28 protein-coding genes and 1 tRNA gene are annotated in these 24051 nt (G+C 61.8%); 9 read left to right on the top strand and 20 right to left on the bottom strand.

The annotated features are described in order from the left end of the window. The first annotated feature begins 13 nt into the window (after nucleotides 1–13). A complete protein-coding gene (locus ACFRFQ_RS22775; protein WP_378662614.1) occupies nucleotides 14–1573 on the top strand; it encodes a dolichyl-phosphate-mannose--protein mannosyltransferase in 1560 nt (519 codons plus the stop codon). Nucleotide 1574: 1 nt separating this feature from the next. Here ACFRFQ_RS22775 and ACFRFQ_RS22770 read toward each other — a convergent pair whose 3' ends face one another. The 4 genes from ACFRFQ_RS22770 to ACFRFQ_RS22755 all read right to left on the bottom strand — a co-directional run bounded on the left by ACFRFQ_RS22770 (nucleotide 1575) and on the right by ACFRFQ_RS22755 (nucleotide 4826). Continuing rightward, a complete protein-coding gene (locus tag ACFRFQ_RS22770; RefSeq protein ID WP_378662611.1) occupies nucleotides 1575–3218 on the bottom strand; it encodes a BCCT family transporter in 1644 nt (547 codons plus the stop codon). Nucleotides 3219–3301: 83 nt separating this feature from the next. Further along, a complete protein-coding gene (locus tag ACFRFQ_RS22765; RefSeq protein ID WP_378662608.1) occupies nucleotides 3302–3733 on the bottom strand; it encodes a DoxX family protein in 432 nt (143 codons plus the stop codon). A 47-nt stretch (nucleotides 3734–3780) separates the two neighbouring features. Further along, on the bottom strand, nucleotides 3781–4143 hold the full coding sequence (locus ACFRFQ_RS22760) for a GntR family transcriptional regulator (protein WP_378662605.1): 363 nt from the start codon (nucleotides 4141–4143) through the stop codon (nucleotides 3781–3783). Then, nucleotides 4143–4826 carry an SDR family oxidoreductase gene (locus tag ACFRFQ_RS22755; RefSeq protein WP_378662603.1) on the bottom strand — a complete coding sequence of 228 codons (684 nt, stop codon included), beginning with the start codon at nucleotides 4824–4826 and terminating at the stop codon, nucleotides 4143–4145. The genes ACFRFQ_RS22760 and ACFRFQ_RS22755 overlap by 1 nt, the downstream gene beginning before the upstream one ends. A 95-nt stretch (nucleotides 4827–4921) precedes the next feature. Here ACFRFQ_RS22755 and arsC point away from each other — a divergent pair, with 95 nt between their 5' ends. After that, nucleotides 4922–5275, top strand: coding sequence for an arsenate reductase (glutaredoxin) (gene arsC / locus ACFRFQ_RS22750; RefSeq protein WP_138872383.1), 354 nt, complete (start codon nucleotides 4922–4924; stop codon nucleotides 5273–5275). 3 nt (nucleotides 5276–5278) lie between these two features. On the opposite strand, the gene arcA is transcribed toward arsC, so the two are convergent. Next, entirely contained in the window at nucleotides 5279–6496 is a 1218-nt protein-coding gene (gene arcA, locus ACFRFQ_RS22745; protein ID WP_378662599.1) for an arginine deiminase, read from the bottom strand. A gap of 61 nt (nucleotides 6497–6557) precedes the next feature. Here arcA and ACFRFQ_RS22740 point away from each other — a divergent pair, with 61 nt between their 5' ends. Next, entirely contained in the window at nucleotides 6558–7043 is a 486-nt protein-coding gene (locus ACFRFQ_RS22740; RefSeq protein ID WP_378662596.1) for an FABP family protein, read from the top strand. A gap of 7 nt (nucleotides 7044–7050) precedes the next feature. On the opposite strand, the gene ACFRFQ_RS22735 is transcribed toward ACFRFQ_RS22740, so the two are convergent. From ACFRFQ_RS22735 to ACFRFQ_RS22725, 3 genes are all read right to left on the bottom strand, one after another. After that, nucleotides 7051–7542 carry a DUF2505 domain-containing protein gene (locus ACFRFQ_RS22735; RefSeq protein WP_378662593.1) on the bottom strand — a complete coding sequence of 164 codons (492 nt, stop codon included), beginning with the start codon at nucleotides 7540–7542 and terminating at the stop codon, nucleotides 7051–7053. 53 nt (nucleotides 7543–7595) lie between these two features. Then, a complete protein-coding gene (locus ACFRFQ_RS22730; protein WP_378662590.1) occupies nucleotides 7596–8444 on the bottom strand; it encodes an SDR family oxidoreductase in 849 nt (282 codons plus the stop codon). A gap of 115 nt (nucleotides 8445–8559) precedes the next feature. Beyond that, nucleotides 8560–8715, bottom strand: coding sequence for a hypothetical protein (locus ACFRFQ_RS22725; RefSeq protein WP_185993148.1), 156 nt, complete (start codon nucleotides 8713–8715; stop codon nucleotides 8560–8562). A 504-nt stretch (nucleotides 8716–9219) separates the two neighbouring features. Between ACFRFQ_RS22725 and ACFRFQ_RS22720 the strand changes: the two genes are divergently transcribed. Next, nucleotides 9220–9636: a helix-turn-helix domain-containing protein gene (locus tag ACFRFQ_RS22720; protein ID WP_033234244.1), complete on the top strand. Its 417-nt coding sequence runs from the start codon at nucleotides 9220–9222 to the stop codon at nucleotides 9634–9636. A 49-nt stretch (nucleotides 9637–9685) separates the two neighbouring features. Here ACFRFQ_RS22720 and ACFRFQ_RS22715 read toward each other — a convergent pair whose 3' ends face one another. The 3 genes from ACFRFQ_RS22715 to ACFRFQ_RS22705 are packed head-to-tail and all read right to left on the bottom strand — an operon-like array spanning nucleotide 9686 to nucleotide 11598. Further along, the gene (locus ACFRFQ_RS22715) at nucleotides 9686–10699 is read right to left on the bottom strand and encodes a hypothetical protein (RefSeq protein ID WP_378662586.1); all 1014 of its coding nucleotides are present in this window, start codon (nucleotides 10697–10699) and stop codon (nucleotides 9686–9688) included. Continuing rightward, nucleotides 10696–11157 (bottom strand): ImmA/IrrE family metallo-endopeptidase, encoded by a 462-nt coding sequence (locus ACFRFQ_RS22710; RefSeq protein ID WP_378663317.1) that lies wholly within the window; start codon nucleotides 11155–11157, stop codon nucleotides 10696–10698. Before ACFRFQ_RS22710 ends, ACFRFQ_RS22715 begins: the two co-directional genes overlap by 4 nt. Before the next feature lie 45 nt (nucleotides 11158–11202). After that, nucleotides 11203–11598 (bottom strand): hypothetical protein, encoded by a 396-nt coding sequence (locus ACFRFQ_RS22705; RefSeq protein ID WP_378662584.1) that lies wholly within the window; start codon nucleotides 11596–11598, stop codon nucleotides 11203–11205. Between the two features lie 172 nt (nucleotides 11599–11770). On the opposite strand from ACFRFQ_RS22705, the gene ACFRFQ_RS22700 reads away from it, so the two are divergent. After that, the gene (locus ACFRFQ_RS22700) at nucleotides 11771–12550 is read left to right on the top strand and encodes a hypothetical protein (protein WP_378662582.1); all 780 of its coding nucleotides are present in this window, start codon (nucleotides 11771–11773) and stop codon (nucleotides 12548–12550) included. A gap of 225 nt (nucleotides 12551–12775) precedes the next feature. Here the strand turns inward: ACFRFQ_RS22700 and ACFRFQ_RS22695 are convergent. The 5 genes from ACFRFQ_RS22695 to ACFRFQ_RS22675 all read right to left on the bottom strand — a co-directional run bounded on the left by ACFRFQ_RS22695 (nucleotide 12776) and on the right by ACFRFQ_RS22675 (nucleotide 16910). Continuing rightward, nucleotides 12776–12851: transfer RNA gene (locus ACFRFQ_RS22695), tRNA-Ala, on the bottom strand. 87 nt (nucleotides 12852–12938) lie between these two features. Continuing rightward, nucleotides 12939–13676, bottom strand: coding sequence for a gephyrin-like molybdotransferase receptor GlpR (gene glpR / locus ACFRFQ_RS22690; RefSeq protein WP_378662579.1), 738 nt, complete (start codon nucleotides 13674–13676; stop codon nucleotides 12939–12941). Nucleotides 13677–13919: 243 nt separating this feature from the next. Further along, nucleotides 13920–14555: a GNAT family N-acetyltransferase gene (locus ACFRFQ_RS22685; protein WP_378662577.1), complete on the bottom strand. Its 636-nt coding sequence runs from the start codon at nucleotides 14553–14555 to the stop codon at nucleotides 13920–13922. Between the two features lie 57 nt (nucleotides 14556–14612). Then, on the bottom strand, nucleotides 14613–15872 hold the full coding sequence (gene glp, locus ACFRFQ_RS22680; RefSeq protein WP_378662574.1) for a gephyrin-like molybdotransferase Glp: 1260 nt from the start codon (nucleotides 15870–15872) through the stop codon (nucleotides 14613–14615). Between the two features lie 126 nt (nucleotides 15873–15998). Further along, the gene (locus tag ACFRFQ_RS22675; RefSeq protein ID WP_378662572.1) at nucleotides 15999–16910 is read right to left on the bottom strand and encodes a UTP--glucose-1-phosphate uridylyltransferase; all 912 of its coding nucleotides are present in this window, start codon (nucleotides 16908–16910) and stop codon (nucleotides 15999–16001) included. A 59-nt stretch (nucleotides 16911–16969) separates the two neighbouring features. Between ACFRFQ_RS22675 and ACFRFQ_RS22670 the strand changes: the two genes are divergently transcribed. The 4 genes from ACFRFQ_RS22670 to mscL all read left to right on the top strand — a co-directional run bounded on the left by ACFRFQ_RS22670 (nucleotide 16970) and on the right by mscL (nucleotide 19379). Beyond that, on the top strand, nucleotides 16970–17545 hold the full coding sequence (locus ACFRFQ_RS22670; protein WP_378662569.1) for a 5-formyltetrahydrofolate cyclo-ligase: 576 nt from the start codon (nucleotides 16970–16972) through the stop codon (nucleotides 17543–17545). A 158-nt stretch (nucleotides 17546–17703) separates the two neighbouring features. After that, the gene (locus tag ACFRFQ_RS22665) at nucleotides 17704–18024 is read left to right on the top strand and encodes an FmdB family zinc ribbon protein (RefSeq protein ID WP_378662566.1); all 321 of its coding nucleotides are present in this window, start codon (nucleotides 17704–17706) and stop codon (nucleotides 18022–18024) included. Nucleotides 18025–18115: 91 nt separating this feature from the next. Further along, on the top strand, nucleotides 18116–18859 hold the full coding sequence (locus tag ACFRFQ_RS22660; RefSeq protein WP_378662564.1) for an SAF domain-containing protein: 744 nt from the start codon (nucleotides 18116–18118) through the stop codon (nucleotides 18857–18859). Between the two features lie 97 nt (nucleotides 18860–18956). Beyond that, the gene (gene mscL, locus ACFRFQ_RS22655) at nucleotides 18957–19379 is read left to right on the top strand and encodes a large-conductance mechanosensitive channel protein MscL (RefSeq protein WP_378662562.1); all 423 of its coding nucleotides are present in this window, start codon (nucleotides 18957–18959) and stop codon (nucleotides 19377–19379) included. A gap of 242 nt (nucleotides 19380–19621) precedes the next feature. Here mscL and ACFRFQ_RS22650 read toward each other — a convergent pair whose 3' ends face one another. From ACFRFQ_RS22650 to ACFRFQ_RS22635, 4 genes are all read right to left on the bottom strand, one after another. Further along, a complete protein-coding gene (locus tag ACFRFQ_RS22650) occupies nucleotides 19622–20119 on the bottom strand; it encodes a molybdenum cofactor biosynthesis protein B (RefSeq protein WP_179300869.1) in 498 nt (165 codons plus the stop codon). 80 nt (nucleotides 20120–20199) lie between these two features. Further along, nucleotides 20200–21669 carry a trypsin-like peptidase domain-containing protein gene (locus ACFRFQ_RS22645; protein WP_378662559.1) on the bottom strand — a complete coding sequence of 490 codons (1470 nt, stop codon included), beginning with the start codon at nucleotides 21667–21669 and terminating at the stop codon, nucleotides 20200–20202. Between the two features lie 191 nt (nucleotides 21670–21860). Continuing rightward, entirely contained in the window at nucleotides 21861–23240 is a 1380-nt protein-coding gene (locus ACFRFQ_RS22640; RefSeq protein WP_378663313.1) for an ATP-binding protein, read from the bottom strand. A gap of 68 nt (nucleotides 23241–23308) precedes the next feature. Next, nucleotides 23309–23995 (bottom strand): response regulator transcription factor, encoded by a 687-nt coding sequence (locus tag ACFRFQ_RS22635; RefSeq protein WP_033234232.1) that lies wholly within the window; start codon nucleotides 23993–23995, stop codon nucleotides 23309–23311. Between the last annotated feature and the right edge of the window lie 56 nt (nucleotides 23996–24051).

Here is a 24051-nt window from a genome sequence, read left to right as displayed (position 1 = left end):
CTACGATTGCCAAGTGACTGTGCAGACGGACGAGCGGCCAACGCCCGCCAGTGGCGATCGGGTAGTGCGTAGTCCAGCGCCGCTTGTACCCGCCCCGGACTTCGGGCCCACGGACCGACTGCGCGGCTGGATCGTCACCGCTGTCATCACGACGATCGCCGCAATCACCCGGTTCACGATGCTCGCCTATCCCACGGACGCCGGTACTCCCGTATTCGACGAGAAGCACTACGCGCCGCAGGGATGGCAGGTGCTGACCGGCGGTGGGATCGAGGACAACCCGGGTTACGGATTGGTGGTGCATCCGCCGATCGGCAAGCAGATGATCGCAATCGGCGAGGCGATCTTCGGCTACAACGGCTGGGGTTGGCGGTTCTCGTCGGCACTGGCCGGAACTTTGATGGTGCTGCTGATCATTCGGACCGTTCGACGGATGACGCGCTCGACACTGATCGGTGCGATTGCCGGCATTCTGCTGATCGTCGACGGCGTCACGTTCGTCTCGTCCCGTCTGGGCATGCTCGACATCTTTCTCGCGTTCTTCGTCCTGGCCGCGCTCGGCTGCCTCATCGTCGACCGTGACCAGGTTCGGCAACGGATGGCAACGGCCTACGCGGAGGGCCGGATCGGTGATTCCGAATGGGGTCCACGGCTCGGATTCCGGTGGTGGCGATTCGGCGCCGGCATTCTGCTCGGATTGGCCTGCGGCACCAAATGGTCCGGCATGTACTTCATCTTGTTCTTCGGACTACTCAGCGTCGCGTTCGACCTGTCCGCCCGCCGTGCCTACCGCGTGCAACGGCCGTGGTTCGGCACCGCGATCCGCGACATCGGCCCCGCTCTGTATGCGTTGGTCGTCATCCCGATCGGTGTCTACCTGGCCAGCTACTGGGCCTGGTTCGCGAGTGAGACCGGCGTCGATCGCCATGCCGTCGGCAACGAGATCGGCGAGGGCGGGACGTGGAGTTTCATACCCTCGGCACTGCGTTCCCTGTGGTATTACAGCGGAAACGTGCTCACTTTCCACTCGAGTCTGACGAACTCCGCGGGCAATCATCATCCGTGGGAATCGAAACCCTGGACGTGGCCGATGGGTCTGCGTCCGATGCTGTACTACTACGCCGACGGCGAGCAGGTAACGGGCTGCGGAGCCGCCAGTTGCGTCAAGGCCATCATGCTGATCGGTACCCCGGCTATGTGGTGGCTGGCCCTGCCCATGCTGGCGTGGGCGATCTGGAAGACGTTTGTCCGGCGCGACTGGCGCTATGCCGTTGTTCTCACCGGATACGGCGCCGCCTACCTCCCCTGGTTCGCCACGATGGACCGTCAGATGTACTTCTTCTACGGCGTGGCGCTCGCACCGTTCATGGTCATGGGATTTGCACTGACACTCGGTGACGTCCTGGGCAAGGCAACGGATTCCGTCGAGCGACGCACCACCGGACTACTCGCGGTCAGCCTGTACATCGGGCTGGTTGTCGCGAACTTCGTCTACCTGTGGCCGATCCTGACCGCGATGCCGATCACGCCGGAATCGTGGCAGAACCACCTGTGGTTGCCGAGCTGGAAATAGCTCAGGTATCGCGCCGAGCGCGAGCGCCTCGTCGGACCCGTCGCGTTGTTCGGAGAAGCGCTCGTTTCTGCTCTCGGGCAGCGACGATGATCGGGTCGTGTGACAGATCTCGGTACAGCGAGAAGCACAGACCGATCATCACCACGACAAAGGGTGCGGCCGCGATGATCGTCATGGTCTGCAAACCTTCGAGTGCTTCGGAACCGCCGGTCCACAGCAGTAGCGCCGCCGCCCCGCCCGTCAGCACACCCCAGAACACCACGACCCACCGACTCGGCTCGAGTGTTCCCCGCTGCGAAAGCGTGCCCATCACCATCGACGCCGCATCTGCGCCCGAGACGAAGAACACTGCGACCAGGAGCATTACCAGAACTGTCGTGATTCCGGCGAGCGGGAGATTGTCGAGCATGCCGAACAACTGTGCTTCCTCCGAACCGCGGCTCGCAAGATCGATTCCCTCTCGTTCCTCACCGATCCCGGCCCCACCGAAGATCGAGAACCACAGCAGGCTCACGGTCGTGGGAACAACGATGACGCCGATGATGAACTGACGGATGGTGCGCCCACGACTGATGCGCGCCAGGAACATTCCCACGAACGGCGTCCAGGACACCCACCAGGCCCAGTAGAAGATGGTCCAGGACGACAGCCACTCTCCGGTCTCCGGATTCGACGACGCTCCGGTACGCGCCGACATCTGGGCGAGGTCCGACGCATAGGCGCCGATGGTGGTGGGCAGAAGGTTGAGGATCAGAACTGTCGGTCCGAGCACGAACACGAAGAGCGCCAGGATCAATGCGAGCACCATGTTGATGTTGGACAACCACTGAATTCCCTTGGAAACGCCCGAAACTGCCGATGCGACAAAGGCGAGGGTCAGCACCGCGACGATGGACACGAGGAGGAAGACACTCACTTCTTGCATCCACCCGACCACCTGGAATCCCGAGCCGATCTGCAGGGCACCGAGTCCCAACGACGCGGCCGTGCCGAAGAGAGTTGCGAAGATCGCAAGGATGTCGATGACCTTGCCGATCGGACCTTCAGCCCGACGCCCGAGCAGCGGTATGAATGCCGAACTGAACAGCTGCTTGCGCCCACGTCGATACGATCCGTACGCAATGGCTAGGCCCACAACGGCATACATCGCCCAGGGGTGCAGCCCCCAGTGGAACATGGTGGTTGCCATGGCGGTACCGATACCACCGTCGGTGCCGGGCGGCGGATCGACGTAATGCGCCAGAGGTTCGGCGACGCCGAAGAACATCAGGCCGATTCCCATTCCGGCGCTGAACATCATCGCAATCCAACTGACGGTCCGGAACTCCGGTTTCTCGCCGTCCTTGCCGAGTGGAATGTCTCCGAACCGGCTGACGGCAAGGTAGATGGAGAACAGCACGAAAGCTGACGCCGCGAGAACAAAAAGCCAGCCGATGTTGACTACGAGCCAGTCGAGAACGCTCCCCGTCACCGAGTTCAGATTGTCGGGCGCGACAAGGCCCCACACGAGAATTGCCAAGACCGCCAATGCCGTTACGGAGAAAACCACGTAATCGGTTCGCACACCCACCCGGGTAAACCCGGTTGTCGGTCGGTCCTCGTTGGCACCGGAATTCTGCTCGGATCGATCAGATTTCGTCACCATAAGTCAATACGTTGGTCACTCGGGCGAACAAAAGCAATAGCGAAGGCGGGCCCGACGCCAGTCGGACCCGCCTCGAACACGCCTTACGCTGCGGTTTTCAACCAGCCGTCGCCTTTACCAATCAATCCGTCGACGCTGATGCGTCCGGCGCCGATCGTGGCGATCAGCAGCGAACCGACACCCAGTGCAAGTACCAGTTCATAGCCGCCGGCGTCGACGAAAACACCGTTACCCGAGTGGACGATGAAGAAGGCTCCCACCATGTCGAGGAACAACAGCACACCGACGAGCGGAGTCAACACGCCGGCGATAAGCAGGATTCCGCCACCGAGTTCGATGGTGGCAGCGGCTATTGCGGACACCTTGGGCAGCGGCGCGCCCATGGCTTCGAAGGACGCCTGTGTGCCGGCGATCTTGTACGTGAAGAACTTCTGCCAGCCGTGGGCGATGAAGATGATGCCGAGGCCGATACGGGCGATGAGGAGTCCGAGGTCACGGACGATCGACGAATTCATGGTGCAAGCCTGACAGCTTTAAGTTGAAGCGTCAACTTAAAGCTGTGTCACGCACCTCTCAATGCAGCCTCGACCATGGTCACGATCTCATCGTCCGAATATCCGAGAGCACGCACATCTTTCGCAAATGCCGTCGCCGCCTGCTCCGCCTGCGCACGCACCGGATCGTCGCCCGATGCGATGAACGTGCCCTGCTTCCCTCGGGTCTCGATCACCCCCTGCTCACCGAGCACCCGATACGCTTTTGCGACGGTATTCGCCGCCAAACCCAAGTCAGTCGCCAGCGCCCGGACCGTGGGAATCTTGGCCCCCGCGATCAGTCCCCCGGTCTGAACCTGCTCGATAATCTGTTGGCGCAGTTGGTCGTACGGCGCCACAGATGAATCATGGTCGATCGCGATGTCGGTCATCACAAGGCATCGACCGCGTCGCGAATCTGGTCGGGGCCGGACGTCAGAACCAACGTCTTGCCGACAGTCGCGGGTGCATCGATCAGCGCCTCGATCACTGCCGCCACGTCGGCCCTACTGACCGATCCACGCGCAACCGGAGGTTCTGCCAGTGTTACCTCACCGGTTGGGTCGTCATCCGTGAGAAGCCCTGGACGCACAATCGTCCACTCCAACTCGGTACGACCCTTCAGATCGTCCTCGGCAGCCGTCTTCGCCTCGAGATAGGCCGCAAAGACTTCGTCGGTCCCCTCCGCCACCGGTTCACCGGCGCCCATCGCACTGATCTGGATGAACCGACGAACACCCGCTTTTTCGGCGGCGTCGGCAAGCAGTACGGCCGCCGCCCGGTCGACAGTGTCCTTACGGGCGACTCCGCTTCCCGGACCGGCGCCCGCCGCAAAAACAGCAACATCGCACCCCGCCAACACCTTCGCAACCTCGTCGACGGTGGAAGTTTCCAGATCGATCACCACGGGGAATGCGCCCAACGTTCGGACAGCACCCTCATGATCCGGATTGCGGATCAGCGCTATCGGCCGATCACCATGCCCGGCCAGCAAAAATATGAGGTGCTGCGCGATCTTGCCGTGACCTCCGGCGATCGCCACCCGCCGTTCGTCGACACTCCGATGTTCCGTCATCATCCACTCCTCATACGTCGGTACTTCAGTCCAGCGCGCCGGAAGGGGGCATTTGTTCCCACTTCCCGACCGGACGGCTGATCACGCCAGGCACAATGTCGACCATGGCCTCTGCAACGATCTTCCACAATCAACGATGCAACACCTCACGAACCGTTCTCGCGCGGCTGCGCGAACACGGCATCGAACCGAACGTCGTCATGTACCTCGATACACCGCCTACCCGTTCGGAACTGGAAAAACTCCTCTCCGACGCCGGCCTCACTCCCAGCCAGGCAGTCCGCAAGCGTGAATCGCAGTACAAGGAGCTCGGGCTCGCCGACGCGTCCGAGTCCAAGATCCTCGACGCCATGATCGAACACCCGATTCTCATCGAACGCCCCTTTGTCGTCACTGACAAGGGCACAGTCCTCGCCCGCCCGGCAGACAAGGTCGAAGAAATCCTCTAGGTTTCACAGCGGATCGCGGGCGATCGGACAGGACATACACCGGGGACCGCCTCGGCCGGATCCCAGTTCCGACCCCGCGATCCGGAGCACCTCGATACCCGACGCTTCCAACCGCGCATTCGTCTCGACGTTGCGCTCGTAGGCGATCACCACGCCGGGTTCGATTGCCAGAGTGTTGTTTCCGTCGTCCCACTGCTCACGTTCGGCAGTCACCGTATCCAATCCGGTGTCGATGACCCGCAGCTTCCCGATCCCCATCGCGTCGGCGGCGGCCTCGAGGAACGGGTCGGCGCCACGAATGCTCACACCCTCGTCCTCACGCCGAATAGTGAAGGCTGACAATGTGTTCTGAATAGCCGGATACATGACCACAGCATCGGCTTCCACCATCGTGCATACCGTGTCGAGATGCATCGACGCACGCCGCTGCTCGATCGGCACCACCAACACCGTATGCGCCAAATCGTCGTCGAACACACTGCGCGCCAAGGCTTCCGCTCCCGCCGGCGACGTACGCTCACCCACACCGACGGCAATCACGCCGGGAGCAAGAAGCAGCACATCACCACCTTCCACCGGAGCGGTGTGCGATTCGTACGCCCGCCGCACCCCCCGAAACCGGGGATGATGCGCATACACCAGATCGGTGATCGACGACTCCCGCGCTCGCGCCGACAACGCCAAGGACGTAATCACCACCCGCGCCCCGATCCAGAACGACGAATCACGCGTGAACAACAGATTAGGCAACGGATCGATCACAAAATCCCCGCCGTGATGCATCCGCCGCACCAGCGACGTCGACGACGCATCCACCGGGAGTTCGTCGAAGGTCATGCCGGCGGTGAGGATGGACGACAACTCCGCCGGCGGCACACTGCGCAGATACGACGACAGATGCTGCCCCAGCGAGTGCCCGATCTTCCGCGTGTCCACTGCTGCCGAGATTCCCTGAATCCGGGCCGCACCGCTGACCGTCAAGGCTTCCGTGAGCAAATCCGCCAACAACAGAACCTCGACACCGTGCTCACGCAGCACCGACGCGAACTGATCGTGCTCGTCCTGCGCCCGATCAACCCACGGCAAACCGTCGAACAGCAGTTGATCGTTGTTTCGTGGGGTGAGTCGCTTCAACTCGTCGCCGGGACGATGCAGGATGACCGAACGCAACTTACCTACCTCGGAGTCGACACCGAGCGAGACGGATCCGGAACCGTTCATGGATAAACAGTATTCCCGCTGATGCGTAATCTGATGGCCGACACCAGTGAGAGGAACCACCATGACGGCACCACAGAGACCCGAGAACGAGCACCGAGGGGTCGAGTTGTTGCGTGGACGCTGGGCCGGCGCCGGTAGCGGACATTTTCCGACGATCGACGATTTCGAGTACTCCGAGGAAATCGTCTTCGCTCCGACCCCCAAACCGTTTCTGACGTACAGCTCACGCACACGTGGATTGCCCGACGGGCGCCCGCTTCACATGGAATCGGGATACTTGCGCCCGGTCTCCGGCAACGAGCTCGAGTTGCTGATCACCCAGCCGACCGGTTTCGTCGAGATCCACCGCGGAAGCATCGACGCCGAGGGCACCCTTGCCTTCACACTGTTGACGCTGGCGGCATCTCCGGATGCCATGCCTGTCATCGATGTACGACGCGTAGTGCGGGTTCACGAAGACACCCTGACGTACGACATCTGGATGGCACACGATCAGACGCCACTCACTCATCATCTGCATGCCGAGCTCTATCGCGTCGACGAGTAGCGAGCGTTCAGGGATTCAGGAGGAACGCTTCTACAGCGTCGTGATCGCGGCGCAGTAGATCCTGGGCCATATTCTTCAACAGCCTCTCGATCTGACCGCCGACAACCGGAATCTTCACCTCGGCCCAGCCGTCGACGTTCAGAACGGAACGAGCTTCACCTGACTCGGTCAATTCGAGGTCGACCTCGATGCGGATAGGTAATCCGTGCGTTCTCCCGGTCACCGATCCGATCGCCCGGCCGTCGGATAGCGGACCCCACCGATCAGCTCGCTCGACGCCGAGGCGGTCCGGAGCCAGCTTTGCAATCAGCCCCGGCAATGCCGACGATTCGAGATTGTCGGCTAACGACACCGTTATCGCTCCACCCCCGACTTCTATAACGGCTTTGGAATACAGGTCGCCAAGCCGAACCATCCAATACCGGGTATCCGTCAATGCCGCATGGACACGCTCGGGCGGAAAGTTGAATTCGATACCAAATCGAAAGCTCTTTGACATTTCGGTGACCTTGGTCCCTATCCGAGTTCGACACAGGTCCTAACGGCAGTTAATTACGAGCGCGGTAACAGCTTGGCGAACTGGTCGTTCGCTTTCTGCATGACAAATTCATAGGGCGGCGAGAACTTACGAGCCCACCAATAACCGAACCGGATGTCGTTGGACGTATAAACCAGATATCGATTCTTCTCGATACCGGAGAGAATGCACGCCGCCACCTTTTCCGGGGAGACCGCCCGCTTTTCGAATCGATGTACCAATGACTTGACCCGCGGGTCTTCCCGATCGATACCCGCAATCTCGACGGTGCCCACCAACGGAGTCTTCACCCCTCCCGGGACAACGAGGCTCACACCGATACCGTGACGCTTCAGATCGAACCGAAGCACCTCTGACACGCCGCGTAGACCGAACTTGCTGGCACTGTATGCCGCATGCCAAGGCAGAGCCAGCAGACCGGCGGCAGACGAGACATTGACCAGGTGGCCACCTTTTCCGGCGCGGATCATCGGCGGAATGAACGTCTCCATGACATGAATGGGCCCCATGAGATTTACGTCCACCATGGATCGCCAGTGCCGATGCTCGAGATTCTCGATTGTTCCCCACGCCGATATGCCGGCAACGTTCATCACGACATCCATCGATCCGAACTGCTCGGCCACTTCTGCGCCGAATTTGGATACGGCGTCGTAATCGGAAACATCGAACGCCTCTGCCACGCTGACGGTACCGCCGGCCGAGGACACCATTTCGACGGTCTCGTCGAGACCGGAACTGTTGACATCCGTGAGAAACAACTCTGCCCCGCCCGCGCCCGCCGCGATCGCCGTAGCTCGGCCGATCCCGCTACCCGCACCCGTGATCAGGCATTTCTTTCCATCGAGCGACCTTATCGACATGGCTTTACACTCCCCCGCGCTAGCACTGTGGACATGGAAGGGAAGTGTACGCACGCAGCACCTACCGGCAGGGCTTATGTCCCCTTCTCCGGGGACCGACTCCATGCCGCAATTACTACAAGCGATGCGCCATCTGGTCTTGGTAGTCACGCATGGTGCGCTCGATTGCGTCGGCCGCTTCACGGTCTCCACGCTTGCGCGCATCGAGGGCACGGTCCTGGAGGGCGCGAATCGCTCGGCGTAACTCTTCGTCACTCATGATGTGTTTCATGTCACAATTTTGCGCCAACGGTCAGGCCATGGCTAGTGGTGAACACCCTCCTCGGCAAACCTCGACCACCCTCCATGCGGCAGGCCATGGGCCACATTTCGGCAATTCGGGCCAGAAGTCCCGATAAGGCCAACTTCGGCGGGTTAACTGCAGTCGACCGGTGGCTGAACTGCGATTATCCGAACCGGAAGAACCGCAGAAACCGGGTTAACGTATAGCTACTGCACGCAAAACGGGTAAACGGTTCGTTATGGTGACAATAGGCAGCACTGAGGTAGGTCCACAGTTCCCGCATAAATGGTCCTATTGCGATATCGACGGACCCGAAATTGCCCAAGAACTCGACGGAAGCCGCCTCGGAGCTCTCCTAATCACAGAACCCAACTTTGCGACCCGAGCCCACTGAATGGACTACAGCGAGCTACCAATCGGTTATCCGCGTGATATCGTGGGATTCGCTGAACGAAACAATCGCTGATAGAGAGGATTACGGGGCGGTTCACAATGGCTGACTTTGCAGAACGACTGAACAAACTGTTCGACAGTGTCCATCCTCCCGGGCGCAAGCCCCACACCAACGCCGAGGTCGCCTCCGCGTTGATCGAGGACGGCCACCAGATCTCCAAGCCGTACATCTCACAGCTCCGCTCGGGACAACGCACCAACCCGTCGGACGAGACCGTCGCCGCTTTTGCGCGCTTCTTCAAAGTGAAGCCCGACTACTTCTTCAACGACATCTATGCCGCGAAGATCGATCACGACCTCGAACTGCTCGCACAGCTCCAGGGTTACGGTCTGCGTCGACTGTCGAGCCGAGCGTTCGACCTGTCTGAAGAGTCCCAGAATCTTCTCACGACTATGGCCGAAAAGCTCCGCGCAAGCGAAGGACTACCCGAAGTTCCACCAGACGCGTCACGTTGACACGAGGCTAGGGCTGTCCCTGGACGACATCGAGCAGGTCGATCGACACCTATCGGCCTGCTTTTGTCGTATTCGGCTGGGGTTCAAGCTTGTCGAAATCCCTGGCCAGAACTAGAACCCACCTCCTGGCAGACATACCGTCAGGAGGCGCAATCCACCTGGTATCGAGAACATCTGATTCCAGCGGATTCACAATCCACTCCGTCAATATCGCGGAATGAGTGGCGAGCGACCTCGGCGGCTCCCTGCCACCGACATCGAACAAACCGGCACCTGCCTGGATGTACATGGCGTCCATGATCTGCGCGATCATGTCCGACGCTTTGAGCACTGTTGTGGTTGCCGCACTCTCAGCATCCACAACCTCTGGAAAACGCTTCACCAGCAAGCCATGCATGCCCCGCAGCCGCTTCAGATCCAAACGCGCGCGCACCCACGTCTCGATCAGCATCCACGTGATACCCAACGCGATCAGTAGCCCCGCCACCGACACGAATTGCACGCCGGCGCCGGACCAGATACCGGACTCCAGTGCGTTCGCCCCACGCACCGACTCGACCAGCATGACCACGACAACAATCAGCAAAATCATCGAACCCACCACGATGAGTCCGATTCCGCGGCCCAGCGGCGCCCACGCAACGTACCGCAACCCGGTCGAGATAACCAACGCCAGCGCGACAACGACAAAGATCAAAGCCGGAAGCGAATAACCGACCCCCACGGCTATCGAAACAAGCAACCCGACCGTATACAACACGATCGCAACGCCGCGCATCGCCGAACGCGTCATCACAGGCCACGCCGAAACCGCGCCAACCGCGCTTGCCGCCGACAAGAACACCCACAGCACAACAACAACCATCGCTGCAAAGTGCTGATCAGGAGAAATTCTGTCCACGATGTCCCACACCCCGGGGACGATCACCGTAACCATCAGCGCAACACAGAATCCGACAATAACCATGGCCGTGCGCAGCGGCGTAGCAACTCGCGCCACCACGCGCCCCAGTCTTGCACCCGCCGCGATCCACACCACCAAGGCAATAGCCCAAGCGATCATCCGATCGCCTCGTCGTACCGCAACACCGACAGCGGCGTCCCACGGCCACTCATCGTTTTCAACCTCATCAACAGCATCGACGCAAAGGTCTCCGCTTCCCACTCTGCAAGATCATCCATCGGAACCGGCTCATTGCGGCGTAACGATCGCTGGCTCAGCATGTACGCGATCAAATCATCGCTGGCTTCCAACGTCGCCTCCGCAATCTCCGCTCCTTCATGCCGAAACACGATGTGCCCCAACTCATGTGCAAGGGTTCGCTCGACATTTGGCAAGCCGGGGGCCAAAACGATCACGTCATGATCGTCGAACGCTCGCCGCTGACCGCACACACCCGTCGCCAACGGAGTCTCCAGATCAATCTCGATCGGCCGCTCACGCTCGAGCGCCACAGCCTCCACAACCGTCAACAAATTCACCGCCTCCGACGATGCGGCAGCATCACACACCGCATCCACCGCAGCGAGAACTCGCCGATGGGATCGTCTGTTCGTCGGCACTTCCTACACACCTCTTCCGGATCGGGGTGCCAAGAACTCAGCCCGCGCCGCTGTCAATCGAGCCTTTTGCATCGACGCGCCTCTGAACGTCAACGCTCCCGCACCCGCCGCAACCAGGGTCATTCCCGCGAGGCCGCCCACTACCGCAGCAGCATTCTGAATTGGAGGCAATCCTGAGGTGAAGACCACCGGGAGAGCTTGCGGGTCTTCACTTTCTGCCGAGGCCGAGGAATTCGAAGTATCCGTTTGCACCGCAACAGCGATCGGTGCCGGTGCGGCCAAGATTTGAGGTGCTGCAGGCGTAGCGGCGCCACCTGCACCACCGGACGGCCCGGGCGCCGGCGCCCCACCCTGAGCGGACGGACCCTGCGGATTCTCCGGCCCGGCCAGAGCTGCCACTGCCGAAGTTTCATTGGACTGTTCTGAACTTGGAGACGCTTCAGGAGTTGTAGACGCGTCAGTCGAATTGCTCGGTCTCTGGGGTTCGGTCAAGTCTGTCGTCGGAACTTCCGAATCGATCGTCGTTGTCACGACAGGATCAGTCGTCGCTGTCACGACAGGATCGGTCGTCGTGGTCGGAACTTCCGGTTCGGTAGTCGTTGTCACGACAGGATCGGTCGTCGTGGTCGGAACTTCCGGTTCGGTAGTTGTCGTCACGACCGGATCAGTCGTCGTGGTCGGAACTTCCGGTTCGGTCGGGTCCGTCGTCGGAACTTCCGAATCGGTAGTCGTTGTCACGACAGGATCAGTCGTCGTGGTCGGAACTTCCGGTTCGGTCGGGTCCGTCGTCGGAACTTCCGAATCAGTAGTCGTCGTCACCACAGGACTTGTTGTCGTCACTACGGGAGTTGTCGTCACTACAGGTGTTGTCGTCACTACAGGTGTTGTCGTCACTACAGGTGTTGTCGTCACTACAGGTGTTGTCGTCGGGCAATGGTGGTGGCAACCGCCGCATCCGTTGCCCCAGCCATTGCCGTTATTGCCGCAACCGTTATTGCCGTTGCCGTTCCCGTTGTTGCCGTTGCCGTTCCCGTTCCCGTTATTGCCGTTGCCGTTCCCGTTATTGCCGTTGCCGTTCCCGTTATTGCCGTTGCCGTTCCCGTTCCCGTTGCCGCTAGGTCGGCGGGCGTCGGCACTGGGTTCGTCGTCGGCAATGTCTGTACCGGTGGTGTTGGCGGCTGCACCTGGTTGCGCCGAGACGACAGTCGGAAACACAGAAATCGCGAGGAACCCCACACCTGTCAGACACAGGACAGCTACAAGCGCCATGGCTAGCCGTCGTGGCTGGCTCATCAAGTTCCTCCCGACAAAATACGTTCTAGCTGCATGCAACATCGCAGCGACACAGTGAGATTATCGTCGCGACACCATGGCCGTTACATGTCCAGAAAATAACTGGCTCACCAAGGATCATGCCTCAACCGCTTCGAAACGGGGCGCGATGAGACCCAACGGCCCTATGAACCTGCACACACCCGCACATTCTTCGCGAGTTTGCGCAATTTGTCGACCGAGCGGTCTGTAACGAAAACAGGCCCTTCAGTACTTACTGAAGGACCTGTTGCAGGTGACTACGTGGTGGAGCTGAGGGGAATCGAACCCCTGACCTCTTCGATGCGAACGAAGCGCGCTACCAACTGCGCCACAGCCCCTTGCCATCGCCCGAAAGCGGTTGCTCGGCAACTCTAGCAGGACCGAAGTCCGCGCCCCGAGCAGCCCGCCTTTCAAACGATGGACGCTTACTGCCCCGATGCGCGACGCATTTCCGACTGCATCGGCTCTTCCTCGTAGTGATCGAGGTGATCGAACGCCGGGTCGCCGTCGTCAACCTCCAGGACCACTGCGCCCGGTCGGCGCAGACGAGAAGGAATGAGGCGCAATTCCTCGTCGGTGTGTGATTCGACGCCGAGCCGCGAACGGTTGAGCCGCTCTGTGCGACGGCGGCGAATCTCCTGCTCGATCCGCACTTGCCGACGCAAATATGCCAAGTAGCCGACAAGACCGACGAACGACAAGGCACAGAGCCACCACACGAGGGGCGAGACGATCAGCGCGAGTGCGCCGGCCATGATCGAGACGAAGGCAAGTCCGAGAAGGGTGCGCTGGCGAAATGTGTAGCGCGCTTCTCGGGCGACGGCATCAGCTTCGGGATCGAATCCACCGCGCCCGCGTCGAACAGGCACGAAATCCCTGACCGGGGCACGACCGCCGCTGTAGTCGCTGTCTTCTGCGTGAGTGTCCATCTGGTCCTCCGCGTCGTAGCTGCTGCGCACTGGTTCTGGTTGCCAGTTCGGATCGCTTCGATGTCCGGCTGCCGGTCCGCGTCGCACAGGATTGCTGTCGCCGCGGTGAAGTACGCGAGTCGCAAGAGCCGCTTCGCTGGTCTGACGGATCCGGGGGCGCTTGTTCACGAGCATGGGCACGAGCACGAACAACCAGACGGCCACGAGCCCGATCCACACGAATGAACTAGGCATGCCGCGACCTCCTCCCGATCACCTACCAGCACCTATGCCAGCCGTTGATGAATCAAGGTTAACGGCCAACCGGCTCGCATCGTTGCCGACGCGCCGAACCCCACCTTACTCATGTGTCACACGCGTACCGAACCGAACTGACCGAACCGCCGGAATTTGTCGCAGGAAAAGTTGAACTCACAATGACCAGCGTCAGTCATTTTGATGCCAATTGGGGCGGTAACTACCTTTTAACTAGGGACTTCATACCCACGACGCCCGTCCGGCATGCACAAGCCGATCCACAACTGTGGTGGGAATCTCTTCGATCGTCATTCCGACAAGCACGTGATCGCGCCACTGCCCGTCGACGTCGAGGTACCGGCGAAGGAGCCCTTCTTCACGGAAGCCGACGTTGTGGAGCACAGCGCGTGAGGACGAATTCTCCGGACGAACAGTTGCCTCGACGCGATGCAATCCCACTCGCGAGAAAGCATGGTCCAGCGTGAGCGCCACCGCTGCTGTCGCCACGCCACCACCCGTGACGTCGGACGCAACCCAATAGCCCACCCAGGCGGAGCGCAGCGCGCCGCGAACGATGTTGCCGACCGTAATCTGGCCGCAGTAGTTGCCGTCCAGCTCGATCACCCACGGGAGTATCCGGCCTTTACGCGCCTCGGATCGCAGACTCCCGCACAACGACGGCCACACGGTGATGTGATGCCGGGCGTCCCACGGTGATTCGCCGGTCGGTTCCCACGGCTCGAGATGCTCTCGATCCCGAATGCGCAATCTGCTCCACGCGGACGCGTCACGCAGCCGAATCGGCCGGACGGTGACCACACCGGCAGCCACACGAATCGGACCCAGCTTCTCGGGCCATCCGGGATGGACTGACATCACACCTCATTCGGTTGGAAAGTCGAAGCGGCGCACTGGAAGTGACACAGCCGTGACTCAGCCACGTTGGGCGAGAAATGCGACGTCGACTTCTTCACCGATCTGCACTTCGGTCACATCACGGTCGACGAGAACCAGGCAGTTCGCTTCGGCCAACGTCGCCAACAGGTGGGACGACGCACCCGCAGCGCCGCCGAGTGCCTGAACCAGGTACTCCCCCGTCGCTTCGTCGCGCATCAACTGTCCACGCAGGAATCCCTTACGGTCCGCGATCGACGTAATCGTTCCCACTGTCCGAGCCTTCACGATGCGGCGCATCGGCTGGCGACGACCCAGCGCGATCCGGATGAGCGGCCTGACCATGACCTCGAACACTACGAGCGCACTGACCGGATTCGACGGCAGCAGGAAGGTCGGTACCTCGTCACGCCCGAGCTGGCCGAACCCTTGAACGGATCCCGGATGCATCGCGACCCGCTCGACTTCGAGCGTGCCCAGTTCGGACAGAGCATCGCGGACCTCGTCGGACGCTCCACCTCCGACAGCGCCGGCGATGACCACGATCTCGGATCGGATCAACTGTCCCTCGACGACCTCACGCAACCGGCGAGCGTCGGATCCGGCGATACCGACCCGGTTGACGTCGGCTCCGGCGTCGCGGGCGGCCGCGGCCAGTGCATACGAATTCACGTCGTAGACCTGGCCTGGTCCAGGAGTTCTGTCGATGTCGACCAGTTCACCGCCGACGCTGATGACCGAGAGCCTCGGACGCGGATGCACCAGAACTTTGTCCCGGCCCACTGCCGCGAGTAGCCCGACCTGAGCAGCGCCGATGATGGTTCCCGCTCGAACAGCGACATCGCCCGGCTGCACGTCGTCACCTGCGCGTCGTACGTAGTCGCCTGAGCGCACGGGCGCAAAGACCCGCACGCGGGCACGGCCACCGTCCGTCTGCTCCAGCGGGAGAACCGCATCGGCCAGCGTGGGCAGCGGCGCGCCGGTGTCGACGCGAACAGCTTGCCGGGGCTGCAGCCGGATCGGCTGACGTGAACCGGCCGTGACCTCACCGACGACCGGGAGGCTCAAGTCGATCGGCTCGCCGTCCTCGCCACGCAGATCCGTGCCGGCGCCCGCAACATCGACGCTACGGACTGCGTAGCCGTCGATAGCAGCCTGATCGAACCCTGGCAGCGGCCGCTCGGTAACCACTTCCTCGGCGCAGAGCAACCCCTGCGCCTCCGAAATGGCGACACGAACCGGCCGGGGCGCAACTGCAGCGGCTGTGACCCTGGTCTGCTGCTCCTCAACCGACCGCATATGGACTGCGTCCTCCTACTTTGTCGCGAAACTCGTGTTACCCGCAGCCCATGATGCCTTGCCACACGATTGGCCGGTCATCTCGATCCTGCGTCAACTGTTGTGCGGAGATGTCCGAACTGGTCCTTATCGTTCGAGACGAGCGATCAACCACTCTCGCAACGACGGGCCGTAGTCATCCATGTCCAGTGCGAAGTCAACCGCAGCGCGGAGGTAACCGCCGGGATTTCCGAGGTCGTGTCGAGTACCGCGATGAACGACGACGTGCACGGGGTGGCCTTCGGAGATGAGAAGTGCGATGGCATCGGTCAGCTGCAACTCACCACCGGCTCCTGGCTTGATGCGTCGCAGTGCGTCGAAAATGGCACGATCGAGCAGGTATCGACCTGCGGCAGCAAACGTGGACGGCGCATCCTCCATAGCCGGCTTCTCGACCATTCCGATGACCTTGAGGACATCGGGGTTGGTGGCGTCCGGCACGATCTCGACGTCGAAGACGCCGTACGCGCTGACTTTGTCCTTGGGAACGTCGATGGCGCACAAAACCGAACCGCCGCGCTTGGCACGCACCTTGGCCATGGTTTCGAGCACACCTCTAGGCAACACGAGGTCGTCGGGCAGCAGAACTGCGATCGCATCTTCGTCATCGTCGAGGACAGCCTCGGCGCAACCGACCGCGTGCCCCAATCCGAGCGGCTGATCCTGGATCACCGAATCAACTTCGAGGAGCCCTGGCGCCTTACGCACCTTGGCGAGGAGAGCGAGCTTTCCACTCGCCTCCAGCTTGCTTTCGAGGACCAGATCCTCGACAAAATGGGCAACAACGCCGTCCTTGCCTGGCGAAGTCACGATGACCAGTCGCTCAGCGCCCGAATCGGCGGCCTCACCGGCAACCAGTTCGATGCCCGGTGTGTCGACGACCGGCAGCAATTCCTTGGGAACGGTCTTGGTGGCCGGCAGGAAGCGGGTACCCAATCCGGCAGCAGGAACCACGGCCGTACGAAAGGCCTTCTTGTTGCTAGCGACCACGTCTGTCATGCCAACACCCTAACGGCAGCTTGTTACCCAATGGTCAGCACGATGCTTATCGTGAAGTGGTGGAACCTCGAGAAAAAGCGCAATGGCGACAATCAGTGCTGACCGAGCGGGGTGCGTTATCCGAGCAAACCCGGAGCACCGAATCATCGGCTCTCACTGCGCACTCGATTGATCGGACAATCCCGGGGACGACTGTCTGCGCCTACGTTCCTACCCGAACCGAGCCCGGAACCACTGACCTGCTGGACGCGCTGGCAGCCGTCGTAGATCGCGTTCTCCTGCCGATCACCGGCACACCCGGTCCCCTGTCCTGGGTCGAGTACACGGGCGTCGACGCTCTTCGCCCCGCTGCGTACGGACTGCGCGAACCCGTCGGACCGGTACTGCCACCGGAAACGATTGCGCTCGCCCACACGATTTTTGTCCCGGCCCTCGCAGTGGATCTGCACGGCACGCGGTTGGGACGCGGCGCCGGGTATTACGACCGCACGCTGGGGTTGGCGTCGCCGACTGCCAGGCTCGTCGCGGTAGTTCGCGACTCCGAACTCGTGGAACGGCTCCCCGCAGACCCACACGACATTCCGATGGGCTGGGCTCTGACCCCGACTGCGGGTTGGACCCCACTGGGCCGATGAGGCGTCCGCCACCATTTCTCGCACAGTGGGAATAGACACGTAATTAGCGCTGTTGGCACTGTCACTTGTAGAGTGCTAAGGGCTGCGGTGTCAGAACTGGCTCGACAGCACTCGCCAGACCTGATGAAGCACTTAGATCACAATGCGGAGGAAGCCCGGTGCCTACCTACTCATACGCATGTACGGAATGTGACAACCGTTTCGACATCGTCCAGTCGTTCAGCGAAGATTCGCTGACGGTCTGCCCAGCCTGCTCCGGCAAGCTCCGCAAGCTGTTCAACTCGGTGGGCATCGTGTTCAAGGGCAGCGGTTTCTACCGCACCGACAGCCGAGGTGGCTCCGGCACGGCCAGCGAACCCGCCAAGAGCGATTCCGCTCCGGCCGCAAAGTCCGAGTCGTCGACCAAGTCCGAGTCTTCCTCGTCATCGTCTTCCTCGTCGACCAGCACTCCGGCTCCGGCAAAGGCCGCCGCCAGCTAGTTCGAGTACAACTTTCTCCACAACCGCGAGGTTGTCCACAGACAAATATCGGTAGGACCGGAAAGCACGCTTCCGGCCCTACCGTTTGTGTATGCGACAACCATTCCTGTCCGGGCTGTTCCGCGCTCGCTCTCGGAGTCACGGTCGACCCGGATCACAGAATTTCGGTGATGTCGATCTCACGCCCAACGTCGTCGACCGGTTGGTTGCGATCGCAAAGCCGAACCGTGCGCGAGGCGCGACAGTTCGAAAAATCGCTGCCCTCACTCTCGCCGGGCTCGGAATAGCGCTGCTGTTTCGGGGCGATCCGGACTCCGATACCGTCCGAGTTGTCACTGCCGCCCGCGATGTTGCTCCGGGACAACTTGTCACCGTCGACGATCTCGGGATCGGCGAATTCCCGGCCGAGAGACTCCCCAACGGGACACTCACCGAGGTCGGTGACGTGGTGGGTAGTACCGTCGCCGGGCCTGTTCGCCGCGGAGAAATTGTCACCGACGTCCGGGTTCTCGGCTCACGTCTGGCCCGTGAGTCCACGGGAACCGACGACGCTCGAATTGTCCCGGTCCGACTCGCCGATGCCGCAGTATCGGACATTGTCCGTAGCGGAGACATTGTCGACGTGCTCACAGTTGGGCCCGACACTCCGAACGAACAGACAAACGACAGCAACCCCACGATTCTTGCGTCCGGCGCCGTCGTGGTCCTGGTCACCGCTGCAGAAAGTACACGTAACCAGCGAGAACAGGTGATCATGTTGGCGTTGCCCACCGAGGCCGCCACCCGCGTCGCGGCCGCATCGCTCGTCAGCGCAATCACGGTGACGTTCAAGTGAGCAAACATATCGGTGCTTGCTCCTTTAGGATTTTTGCATTCGGCTCTCGCCGGAGAACCGCCACGTTCACCTCACACACCATTCGGGGGACACCCACATGCTCAAGGGATTCAAAGACTTCCTGCTCCGCGGAAATGTTCTGGACCTAGCCGTTGCAGTGGTCGTCGGCGCGGCGTTCACCGCCATCGTCACGGCTTTCACCTCGAACATCATCAACCCACTGATCGCCGCCATCGGTGGATCAGACGAATTGGGCTGGGGCAAAGAAATCATCGCCGGCAATGCCGAGACCTTCGTGAACATCGGTGCCGTGGTCACCGCGATCATCAACTTCATCATCATCGCGGCAGTCGTCTACTTCGTGCTGATCGTTCCCGCGAACGCGGCCAAGAAGAAGTTCGCCACCGAACCCGAGGACAAGGAAGCGAGCGAAACCGATCTGCTCATCCAGATTCGCGACATCCTCGCGACCGGCGCGACGGACCCCGACTCCGGCGCCCACGCCAAAAGCTTCGACTGACGTTCATCAACACACATCAGGCCCGCCCGGAATGTCCGGGCGGGCCTGATGTGTGTTGTACGTCAACCACCGTGATGCGGTGGAATCTGCCGGCGTAGCCACTCGTCATCCGACGAACCGGATGACCCTTGCGGATCGCGCTCGTCTGACGTCGTCTCCGGGAACACGTCCCCGAAAATGCGCGCCAAAGCCTCCCTGTCGACAGGCTTCTTGCTGGAGTTCTTGTCGTCGGACAACTCTGCTCAGCCCTCGAGGCTGGACAGTTCGGCGATCACGTGGCCCGCCAAAGCCGTCAACGTTGCCATGCCGTCACGAATCGCGGGGCGCGTCGACGCCAGGTTGGCAACCACAGTGCTGCCCGAGACACCGACCAAGCCGCGAGACAAGCCCGCTTCGAGCGATCCGGCGGACAGCCCGGACGCGCGCAGCGCCTCGGCAATTCCCGGGATCTCCCGATCCAGCACCTCGGCCGTCACGTCCGGTGTCACGTCGCGCGGTGACACGCCGGTACCGCCGACCGAGATCACCAAGTCGACACCACCGATCACCGCGGTGTTGAGCGCGTTCCGGATTTCCACCTCGTCAGCAGCGACCGCAACCGTCGCGTCGACGTGAAAACCTGCTTCGTTCAGCAGTTCGGTGACCAGCGGACCGATGGAGTCGGTGGTGTCACCGTGAGCTGTGCGATCGTCGACGATGACAACCAGGGCGCGGCCGGCCGATGTGGCTTCGAGTTCCATGACTCCTACCGTAGTGCCGCGCCCCGAATCAGTTGCGATCCGGCCGAAGATCGGGGTGATCGTCGGCAGATCACCAATCGTCATCGCCCACCCTGTGCCGGTGCGGTTCCCAGAGTGACCTCGACGGTCTTGGTCTGCCCACCGTCGCTGTACGTGATCGACACCTTGTCACCGGGAGCATGTGAACGAACCGCCGCGATCAGCGAATCACCATCTGCGACAACACGATCGTCAACCTTCGTGATGACGGCACCCTTCGGGATTCCAGCCTTGTCAGCCGGACCGTCAGCGGTGACGTCCATAACTGTCGCGCCATCCGCGTTGTCCTGCGAAGGCACCGTCACGCCGATCATTGCCTGAGTGGCCTTGCCGGTTTCGATCAACTCGTTGGCAACACGCCGCGCCTGATCGATCGGGATGGCAAAGCCGAGTCCGATCGACCCACCCTGCGTGCCCGACGACGCTCCGAGTGACGCGATGGCCGTGTTGATACCGATCAACTGTCCGTCCATGTTGACCAGTGCGCCACCCGAGTTACCCGGGTTGATGGCTGCGTCGGTCTGCAGGGCATCGATGACGGTGTTCTGGTTGCCGGACTCTCCGCTGGTGGACACCGGTCGGTCGAGCGCCGAGATAATGCCCTCGGTGACCGTTCCGGCCAGCCCCAACGGCGAGCCGACTGCCACAACCTGCTGACCGACCACTACGTCAGCTGAATTGCCCAGGTCGATCGGCGTCAGATCATTGCGGCCGTCGACTTTGATGACGGCGATGTCGGACACCGGATCGGCGCCGACCAGCTTGGCCGAAGCCTTGCTGCCGTCGGAGAACGACACGCTCAACTGCGCGCCCGTCGCGCCGGCGACGTGATTATTGGTCAGGATGAGACCGTCGGAGGACAGAACTACGCCGGACCCTTCACCGCCGGAGCCCTGCGCTGTGGCCACTTCGATCTGGACCACACTGGGTACTACCTTCTCGGCCACGGCCTGAACCGAACCGGCCGGCGCGTTCGACGTGTTGGTTGCCGTCGGCTTGGCAGCGTTGAGCGAGTTGGTGACTGTGCCGCTGCCACCGTTGTTGTTGTCCGCGACGATCGCGCCGACCGCACCGCCGACGCCGCCACTGACCAGCACCAAGGCCAGTGCACCGGCGACCAGCGCCATACGCTTCGGCTTCTTGGCCGGGCCTGGATCAGCATTGGGTCCGCGCAACGGAGCCGGAATCTGCGTGTCGGGGCCTCCCGGTCCAGCAGGGCCTCCCGGTCCGGCAGGGCCGGCGGCGCTCGCCGCACTCTGATAGGGCGACTGCTGCTGGCGGGCAGCCTCGTGCGCACCGTAGTGCTGTCCGTAACCCGGCGCCTGATGCTGCTGAGTCGGGTAGGCCTGCGTCGGCGGCTGATGCTGCTGAGTCGGGTAGGCCTGCGTGGGATTCTGCTGGGCAGGATTCTGCTGCGTCGGGTAGGCCTGTGTCGGCTGAGCCTGCGTCGGCTGGGGTTCGTTGTCGGGCTGCTCGGGCCGGTTCGGCCCAGTGTTACGGTCCTCGGTCATCGGCTCGCTTTCGTCTCGGTGACCACCAACATGGTTGGCCACAACTCTGTTGACTACAAGACTGCCTTGCGCTGCTGAGAAGCCGCTGAGACTCACCTGTCACTTTGCCCAGAGTTTGCAGTGAGAATTCTGCACACCCCGCACACTTTTCGAAAAGCACTCTCGCTGAACACATTACCCACCATGTCCAATTATTCTGCGATCGGACCTGGCTCCCCGGGAAGCACGATCCGAACCAGTGCCCCACCACGATCGGATTCCTCGATCGCGATGGTGCCGCCGTGCTTGATCACTACCTGCCGCACTATTGCAAGTCCCAGACCGGATCCCGGCATGGAACGCGCAGCGGTGGACCGGTAGAAACGATCGAACACCAACTCCCGATCTTCCTCCGGAATGCCCGGTCCCGCATCACTGACTGTCAGTTCCAACAGACCCTGACCGACAGGACGCATCTCGACGCGCACCTGCTCACCCTTGGGGCTCCACTTCGCGGCGTTGTCGAGGACGTTGAGTACGGCACGCGAGAGTCCCGCTTGATCGCCGTACACGAACCACGGCGTCGTCACGGCGTCGAATTCAATTTCGTTGCGGCGTCGACGCGCACGTTCGAGTGAGCGTTCGACGACATCACTGACATCGACCCGTTCGTACACGGTTTCGGGTGCGTCTTCGCGGGCGAGATCGACGAGGTCACCGACAAGAGTCGACAGTTCTTCGATCTGCGCCACGACGTCGGCTCGTAGCTCCGCCATGTCCTCGTCGGGAATTTGCGGCGCCCCTGGCCTACTCGACGCGATCAGCAGCTCCATATTGGTGCGGAGTGAGGTCAGCGGTGTGCGCAGTTCGTGACCGGCGTCGGCGACGAGCCGGCTCTGCCGTTCCCGGGATTCGGCGAGCGCGCGGAGCATGGTGTTGAAACTCTCGGTAAGGCGCGCCAGTTCGTCACTACCGGTTACGGGTATCTGCGTCAGATCGTCGGTTCGGGCAACGCGTTCGGTGGCATCCGTCAATCGCGCGATAGGTCGTAAACCGGTGCGCCCCACCGTGGTACCGGCTACTGCGGCAAGAATGACGCCGCAGCCACCGACGACAAACAGCACCCAGGCAAGTCGGTCGAGCACTGCGACGGTCGGCTCCAGCCGCTGCGCGATCACCAAAGTGCTGCCGTCGTGGGTTCGTTGCGCCAGCACGCGCTGACCTTCGACGGTCCGCAGCGACGATTCTGCTGTTCCACGCGCAACGGCGAGTTCGGGCTCGCCGATCGGCACGTCGGAACCTGGCGGCTGATATGTGTCGAGGTTCGAAAAGACCAGAGCCACACTGATATCGGCGGTGTACAGGGTGGCGCCGGTGATGTACCGCGGATCGAAACGCACGATGTTGCTGTCGATGAGAACCGATGCGCGAGTGCGCAACTGGTGATCAACGTCGGCATAGAGTGCACGTGAAACCACGGCATAGGCCGCGATGGCCATGACGGCGACGGCCACCGCAACGACGGACGCAGCCAGCAACGTGACCCGCCATCGCAGCGACACCGATCGAGTGAGCGGCATCGGCGGACGCATCCCGGCCGCCGAACCGTTCGATGGGCTCGAAGACTTCGGCTCCGCGTTCTTACCGAAGGGCGCTGTGATCACGGTGGTGTCTCCCGCAGGACGTAGCCGACACCGCGCACGGTGTGAATCAACCTCGGTTCGCCGTCGGCCTCGGTTTTACGACGCAGGTAGCCGACGTAGACCTCGAGTGCGTTGCCGGAGGTCGGGAAATCGTATCCCCACACCTCCTCGAGAATGCGGCCGCGAGTGAGGACGCGCCGTGGGTTGGCCATCAGCATTTCGAGCAGCGAAAACTCGGTTCGGGTGAGGCTGATGGATCGCTCGCCTCGCCGAACCTCACGGGTTACCGGGTCGAGGGTGAGATCCTCGAAGGTCATCATCTCGGAGTCCGCGTCGGGATCCGGTGCGGTTCGGCGGAGCAGTGCGCGCAGCCGGGCCAGTAGCTCTTCCAGGGCGAAGGGTTTGGGAAGGTAGTCGTCTGCACCGGCGTCGAGACCGGCGACGCGTTCGCTGACGGAATCGCGGGCGGTGAGCACCAGGATGGGGAGATCGTCGCCGGCGCTGCGGAGTCGACGGCACACTTCGAGTCCGTCGAGGCGCGGCATCATGACGTCGAGAACCACGGCGTCCGGTCGGTTCGCGAGGATCTTCTCGAGTGCGTCGAGTCCGTCCACCGCCAGTTCGACCGTGTAGCCGTTGAAGCTGAGCGAACGCCGGAGCGACTCGCGAACCGCCCGGTCGTCGTCGACCACCAAAATACGCATACCGACAGTTTGGACTGAAGTGCTGAGATAGGGCTGAGAGGGTCCCGTTCGGGAGG

The sequence above is a fragment of the Rhodococcus sp. NPDC056743 genome, assembly GCF_042790355.1.
In the GTDB taxonomy this organism is placed as follows: Bacteria; Actinomycetota; Actinomycetes; order Mycobacteriales; family Mycobacteriaceae; genus Rhodococcus_F.
This window is presented reverse-complemented; position numbering and strand designations above follow the sequence as displayed.

Excerpts from the sequence above, each read along its gene's own strand:
- ACFRFQ_RS22720 (WP_033234244.1), top strand. The coding sequence starts at position 9,220 with ATGGCTGACTTTGCAGAACGACTGAACAAACTGTTCGACAGTGTCCAT.
- ACFRFQ_RS22755 (WP_378662603.1), bottom strand. The coding sequence starts at position 4,826 with ATGACGGAACATCGGAGTGTCGACGAACGGCGGGTGGCGATCGCCGGA.
- ACFRFQ_RS22635 (WP_033234232.1), bottom strand. The coding sequence starts at position 23,995 with ATGCGTATTTTGGTGGTCGACGACGACCGGGCGGTTCGCGAGTCGCTC.
- ACFRFQ_RS22765 (WP_378662608.1), bottom strand. The coding sequence starts at position 3,733 with ATGAATTCGTCGATCGTCCGTGACCTCGGACTCCTCATCGCCCGTATC.
- glpR (WP_378662579.1), bottom strand. The coding sequence starts at position 13,676 with ATGCCTAGTTCATTCGTGTGGATCGGGCTCGTGGCCGTCTGGTTGTTC.
- ACFRFQ_RS22645 (WP_378662559.1), bottom strand. The coding sequence starts at position 21,669 with ATGACCGAGGACCGTAACACTGGGCCGAACCGGCCCGAGCAGCCCGAC.
- ACFRFQ_RS22735 (WP_378662593.1), bottom strand. The coding sequence starts at position 7,542 with ATGTCAAAGAGCTTTCGATTTGGTATCGAATTCAACTTTCCGCCCGAG.
- ACFRFQ_RS22675 (WP_378662572.1), bottom strand. The coding sequence starts at position 16,910 with ATGACAGACGTGGTCGCTAGCAACAAGAAGGCCTTTCGTACGGCCGTG.
- ACFRFQ_RS22715 (WP_378662586.1), bottom strand. The coding sequence starts at position 10,699 with ATGATCGCTTGGGCTATTGCCTTGGTGGTGTGGATCGCGGCGGGTGCA.
- mscL (WP_378662562.1), top strand. The coding sequence starts at position 18,957 with ATGCTCAAGGGATTCAAAGACTTCCTGCTCCGCGGAAATGTTCTGGAC.
- ACFRFQ_RS22770 (WP_378662611.1), bottom strand. The coding sequence starts at position 3,218 with ATGGTGACGAAATCTGATCGATCCGAGCAGAATTCCGGTGCCAACGAG.
- ACFRFQ_RS22650 (WP_179300869.1), bottom strand. The coding sequence starts at position 20,119 with ATGGAACTCGAAGCCACATCGGCCGGCCGCGCCCTGGTTGTCATCGTC.
- ACFRFQ_RS22730 (WP_378662590.1), bottom strand. The coding sequence starts at position 8,444 with ATGTCGATAAGGTCGCTCGATGGAAAGAAATGCCTGATCACGGGTGCG.
- ACFRFQ_RS22685 (WP_378662577.1), bottom strand. The coding sequence starts at position 14,555 with ATGTCAGTCCATCCCGGATGGCCCGAGAAGCTGGGTCCGATTCGTGTG.
- ACFRFQ_RS22640 (WP_378663313.1), bottom strand. The coding sequence starts at position 23,240 with ATGCGTCCGCCGATGCCGCTCACTCGATCGGTGTCGCTGCGATGGCGG.
- ACFRFQ_RS22760 (WP_378662605.1), bottom strand. The coding sequence starts at position 4,143 with ATGACCGACATCGCGATCGACCATGATTCATCTGTGGCGCCGTACGAC.
- glp (WP_378662574.1), bottom strand. The coding sequence starts at position 15,872 with ATGCGGTCGGTTGAGGAGCAGCAGACCAGGGTCACAGCCGCTGCAGTT.
- ACFRFQ_RS22725 (WP_185993148.1), bottom strand. The coding sequence starts at position 8,715 with ATGAAACACATCATGAGTGACGAAGAGTTACGCCGAGCGATTCGCGCC.
- ACFRFQ_RS22660 (WP_378662564.1), top strand. The coding sequence starts at position 18,116 with ATGCGACAACCATTCCTGTCCGGGCTGTTCCGCGCTCGCTCTCGGAGT.
- arsC (WP_138872383.1), top strand. The coding sequence starts at position 4,922 with ATGTCGACCATGGCCTCTGCAACGATCTTCCACAATCAACGATGCAAC.
- ACFRFQ_RS22740 (WP_378662596.1), top strand. The coding sequence starts at position 6,558 with ATGACGGCACCACAGAGACCCGAGAACGAGCACCGAGGGGTCGAGTTG.
- arcA (WP_378662599.1), bottom strand. The coding sequence starts at position 6,496 with ATGAACGGTTCCGGATCCGTCTCGCTCGGTGTCGACTCCGAGGTAGGT.